The sequence below is a fragment of the Mycobacterium sp. genome (genome assembly GCF_032162105.1).
Taxonomy (GTDB): domain Bacteria; phylum Actinomycetota; class Actinomycetes; order Mycobacteriales; family Mycobacteriaceae; genus Mycobacterium.
The window spans coordinates 1-5,207 of sequence record NZ_JAVRPS010000064.1; the positions used below are offsets into that span (position 1 = coordinate 1).

Sequence of the window (5,207 nt, forward strand, 5' to 3'; positions counted from 1 at the left end):
CGCATTCAGGTTGCGCAGCTGCTCACCGATGCGGCCGCTCAAGGTCGCCTTCCGATGACTGAGTACGAGGACCGCCTGGCCAAGGCGTACGCGGCGCAGACCTACAGCGACCTGGCCCGCCTGAGCGCGGACCTGCCTGGCACCGCGACGTCCGCCCCCGGCGCAGGCCCGAGCCGACCGGCGCCGTCCACGCTGCTGCTGGCGATCATGAGCGGCTTCGAACGCCGCGGGCGCTGGAACGTACCGAAGCGGCTGACGTCGGTCGCCCTGTTCGGCGGCGGCGTGATCGATCTGCGCTATGCCGACTTCACCTCGCCAGATGTGGAGATCCACTCGTATTCGATCTTCGGCGGCCAGACCATCCTGCTGCCACCGGAGGTGAACGTCGACGTCCGCGGCGTCGGCGTGATGGGCGCCTTCGATCACGTCGGGGAACTCGGCTCACCCGGTGCTCCGCACGTCACCATCCGGGGCTTCTCGCTGTGGGGCAGCGTCGGCATCAAACGCAAGAAGCGCAAGGCCCAGACGTAGCCATTAAACGACGATCGGCCCTTCCGCGAGGGAGGGGCCGATCTTTCTGTCCTTGGCTAGCTGGTTCCGCCGCTGGCGGCCGGTGCTTTGGCCGCGGGTGCGCTTGCCCCAGCGATGGCCCCGGAGATGGCCTGGGCCACCTGGCCGAATACATCGGACCCGCCGAAGGTCATTCCGCCACCGCCCCCTTGGCCGGGCAGAATGATCGGGTCGACAACGACCTTATTTCCCTTTGAAAGGTCTGTGGCGCCGTTGGGTGACTTGCCGGTCGTGCCGCTGGTGCCGGTCGTGCCGGAAGCGGCGGGCGCGGATGCGGGCGCTGCAGTCGCAGGTGCCGAGTCCGGCGCGGGGGCCGACACCGGCACGGGCGCTGGCGCCTTAACGGGCACGACCGAGGGTGCAACGACAGGCGACGTCACCGGCAGGGTCACAATAGGCGCCGTCCCCGGCACGGTCACAGGCGACGACGCGGGCGGGGTGACGGGCGACGACGCGGGTGCGATCGCGGGCAATGGCAATGCCGCGGGAACTAACCCTGAAATAGCGGGAAGTACCCCAGAAACAACTGCGGGTGAGCTAACCGGTGGGGTTACGCCCGGGCTTGTCGGCGACGTGCCACCCGTGGTGACTAGCCGCAAAGACGGCAGGGGGTCTCAACGCCGCCGTCGCGACCGCAGATAGTCGCCGACCACCGCGGCGCCGAGGCCGTCCAGTTCGGGCACCACGACCCGTCCCTCCACCCGCCGGGCCACCTGGTCGATGAACCGAGCCAGACCGGGGTCGCTACCCAGCCGGAAGATGGTCACCTGCGCACCCAACCGGGCAACGTCGTCGAATCCCTTCACGGTGTGCGCGATGGTCCGTGGATGTGGCGGGTAGTCGAAGAAGACCGACGTGCCGTCCCCGTCGCCGTAGTCCTCGAGGTGCGCGGTCGGCTCACCATCGGTGACGACGAGCACCACCGGCTGGGCCATCGGGTGGCGGCGCATATGCCGGCCCGCCAAGGCCAGCGCGTGGTGCAGGTTGGTGCCCTGCTCGTAGACGCCCTCCAGCCCGGCCAACTCTCCTGCCGTCACCGTCCGCGCGTACCGACCGAACGCGATGATCTGCAGCGAGTCGGAGCGGAACCGGGTGCTGACGAGGTGGTTGAGCGCCAGCGCCGTCCGCTTCATCGGCAGCCACCGGTTCTCCATCACCATCGAGAACGACGTGTCGACGAGCAGCGCCACGACGGCCTGGGTGCGTGTCTCGGTCTCGGAGATCTCGACGTCGTCCACCGTGATCCGCAGCGGGAGCTCCGCAACGCCCGTGCCTGCCTGCCGCAACACCGCGTTGGTGAGCGTCCTCGTGACGTTCCACGGTTCGGTGTCGCCGAACTGCCACGGTCGGGTCGCCCCGGTGAGCTCCCCGGCCGCACCCGCGCGACGAGTGTCACGTTCGCCGTGGCGGCCCGACAGTCGTTGCGCAACGTCGCGCAGGGCGGCCTGACCGAGCTGCCGCATGGCCTTGGGCGAGAGTCGCCACTGACCGTCGGAGCCGCGGTCCAGGAAACCTTGGTTCATTAGCGTGCGTTCGAGTTCGGCCAGCGTCCTGGCGTCCACCGCCGCGTCCTCGCCGAGTTGGCGGGCCAGCATGTCCAGATCGACGTCGTCCATCGTGGCACCGGCGTAGCTCTGCGACAGTTGCTCGGCAAGTTGCTCGAGCTCACCGATGTCGGCCAGTGCCTGAGCACCCTCCCCCATGCCGAGCGGGTCGTCGCCCGAAAACCGTTCCGCGCCCGACCAATCCTCGCCCGGCCGCGCGGCCTGCAGGTGCGAGTCGAGGCGACCGAGAGCGTTCATCAGCGAGGGCGATCCGAACGCCTGCTGCGCCAACGAGTCCAACTCGGCCCGCTGATCGGCCGACAGGCTGTTGCGGAACCGCTGCGCCGCGGCGGCTCGCTTGGCCAGCGAGTCGAGGAGCTCGTCGATGTTCTGCGGGTTCTCCGGGAAGAACTCGCCGTGCTTGTTCATGAAGTCCTGAAAATCTTGGGGTGTGTCGCTCCCCTGGGAGTGCTTGTCCAACAGGTCGTTCAGGTCGTCGAGCATGTCGTTGACGCGCTGGCGGTCCTCGTCGGTGGCGTTCTCCAGCGCCTGCTTCATGCCGGCGAACCGCTGGTCGAGCATCTCGCGACCCATCAGGTCCTTGATCTGCTCGTACTTCTGTGCAGCCTCGCTGCTGCGCCAGTCGTAGTCGGAGAGTTCCTGGACGGCCTTTGCGGGCGACGGCGACAGCGACTCCAGCTGCAGTTCGCCGAACCGGGCGTCGTCGTCGAGGGCGCGGGCCAACTCCTTGCGCTCGGCCAGCACGGCCTCGTCGAGCAGTTTCTTGATCTCGGCGAGAGTGCCGTCGAGGTTGTTGCGCTGCAACAGTTCCCGACGCTTGCGGTTGGCTTCGGCGGCCAGCCGGTCGGCGCCGGTCATGTTCGGGGTACCGCGCCGCATCAGTTCGGACAGTGCCCGCCTCGGCGAGCTGCCCTCCATGACGTCTTGGCCGATCTGTTCGAGCGCCTCGCGCAGATCGACAGGCGGTGCCAGCGGGTCGGGCCCGCCGCTGTAGCTGGAATATCTCGAGGTACGCGCGGAGCGCTGTTTAGCCATATACGGTTTCGCCTTCGCCGGACACCTTGTCGATGCGCTTGGCCAGATACAGCGCCTCGAGCGCCAGTTCGACGGCGGCGGCGCGTTCGCCGTCGGTCTGCGCGCCGAGGCGCTCGGCGATGGCATCGAGGACGGGCAGGTCGGGCAGCGCCGCGAGGACGTCCTTGGCCGAGACGCGTTCGCCGGTGGTGACGGGCGAACCCTCCTCGACGGCGACGACCAACGTACCCACGTCGATGCCGCCGAGCAGCCGTTGCGCCGTGTCGGCGGTGGCCCGCCGCAACAGATGCTCGAGCACGGCCTGCTCGCGCCCCTCCTCACCGGATTCGAACTCCAGCTTGCCGCGCAGCACGTCGATCACGGTGGCGAGATCCACCACGCGCGCCACCGGTTCGTCCTCGCCGAGGATCGTCGAACGGTGCCGTGCCGCCGCGGCGACGGTCTCGGCTGCCGCGATGGCGAACCGGGCGGACACACCGGAGCGCTGATCGACCGACTGCGATTCGCGCAGGTTCCTGGCGAACCGCCCCAATATCTGCAGCAGGTACTCGGGCACCGCCGCGGCCAGGTGCGCCTCCTGGTCGATGACGCTGACCTCGGCCTCGAGCTGCAACGGGTAGTGGGTGCGGATCTCGGCGCCGAACCGGTCCTTGAGCGGTGTGATGATCCGGCCGCGGTTGGTGTAGTCCTCGGGGTTGGCGCTGGCCACGACGAGTACGTCGAGCGGCAGGCGCAACGTGTAGCCGCGCACCTGGATGTCGCGCTCCTCCATCACGTTGAGCATCGACACCTGGATGCGCTCGGCGAGGTCGGGCAGTTCGTTGATGGCGACGATGCCGCGGTGCGCGCGTGGGATCAGTCCGTAGGCGATGGTCTCGGGGTCGCCAAGGCTGCGGCCCTCGGCGACCTTGATCGGGTCGATGTCACCGACCAGGTCCGCGACGCTGGTGTCCGGCGTCGCAAGCTTCTCGTTGTAGCGCTCGCTGCGGTGGCGCCACGCCACCGGCAGGTCGTCGCCGGAATCGGCGGCGCGACGGATCGACTCGGGGGTGATGGGCGTGTACGGATGCTCGTTGAGCTCGGACCCCGCGATCACGGGCGTCCACTCGTCGAACAGACCGGTCAGCGCGCGCAGTAGCCGGGTCTTGCCCTGCCCGCGCTCCCCGAGGAGGACCAGGTCGTGCCCCGCGATCAGCGCGCGCTCCAGCTGGGGCAGGACGGTGTCCTCGAAGCCGAAGATGCCCGGCCATACGTCGCGGCCGTCGGCCAGCGCGGCCAGGAGGTTCTCGCGGATTTCCTCCTTGACGCTCCGCTCGCGGTGGCCGGAGGCGCGGAGCTCGCCGAGGGTGCGCGGGAGATCGTTGGGTGATGTCACCACTCCACGCTACGACGGTCACCACGGTCGGGCATCCGCTCCCAGCTCATAGCGAAAGCACGAGTTGGTCGGCGCATTTGGGAATACGGGCGTAGGCGCTGGTCGAGGGCCTTTCGGGCGGTTCATGCCGCTCAGGTCAGGACCCGACCTTGATCGACACCGCCGTCGTCTGGGTCTGGGCAGGCGTCCTGCCTGCCGTTGGCGAGCGTCTTCGGCTTCAACGTGAACGGCGGCGGCTCGGATGCCAGGCCGGAAAGACCGAAGTCGCTGTCGTTGGCGATCGTCAGCGTGTTTCCGCCGTCCGGGGTGGCCAGGCCCTCGACCTTGTCGTGACCGAAGAAGTCGCCCTTGGCGTTGAGCTCGGTCAACAAGCCGCCCAAATCCAACTTGAGCGTCTTCGACGCCATCGTGATGCCCTTGGCCCTCAACGCCGCGATGGCCTCGGTATCGGTGGTCACCCCGACGGCCGTCTCGATGGGCTTCCCGCCCACCTGCAGTCCGCCCGCGTCGGCGCTGTAAGTCGTGCCCGGCACCGACGCCCTTGGCCCGACGTCGGTCGCCACGGCGATGTCGGCGACGTAGACCTTCTTGTCGGCGCCGGGCTGCAGCTTGCCGTCGCGTTCGTCGACGAGAAACGTGGTGTTGGTCAGCGCGGTAATCTC

General features: G+C 68.6%; 4 protein-coding genes. 1 reads left to right on the top strand and 3 read right to left on the bottom strand.

The genetic code is table 11. The features are described from left to right. The coding region (locus QOC69_RS03175) for a DUF1707 domain-containing protein (protein WP_526436271.1) at positions 1 to 531 on the top strand (531 nt) is incomplete at its 5' end. 653 nt (positions 532 to 1,184) lie between these two features. On the opposite strand, the gene QOC69_RS03180 is transcribed toward QOC69_RS03175, so the two are convergent. The 3 genes from QOC69_RS03180 to QOC69_RS03190 form a co-directional block, all read right to left on the bottom strand. Continuing rightward, positions 1,185 to 3,170, bottom strand: coding sequence for a vWA domain-containing protein (locus tag QOC69_RS03180; protein ID WP_526436273.1), 1,986 nt, complete (start codon positions 3,168 to 3,170; stop codon positions 1,185 to 1,187). Then, positions 3,163 to 4,545 carry a sigma 54-interacting transcriptional regulator gene (locus QOC69_RS03185; protein WP_526436275.1) on the bottom strand — a complete coding sequence of 461 codons (1,383 nt, stop codon included), beginning with the start codon at positions 4,543 to 4,545 and terminating at the stop codon, positions 3,163 to 3,165. Before QOC69_RS03185 ends, QOC69_RS03180 begins: the two co-directional genes overlap by 8 nt. A 131-nt stretch (positions 4,546 to 4,676) precedes the next feature. Then, the coding region (locus tag QOC69_RS03190) for an esterase-like activity of phytase family protein (protein ID WP_526436277.1) at positions 4,677 to 5,207 on the bottom strand (531 nt) is incomplete at its 5' end.

Excerpts from the sequence above, each read along its gene's own strand:
- QOC69_RS03180 (WP_526436273.1), bottom strand. The coding sequence starts at position 3,170 with ATGGCTAAACAGCGCTCCGCGCGTACCTCGAGATATTCCAGCTACAGC.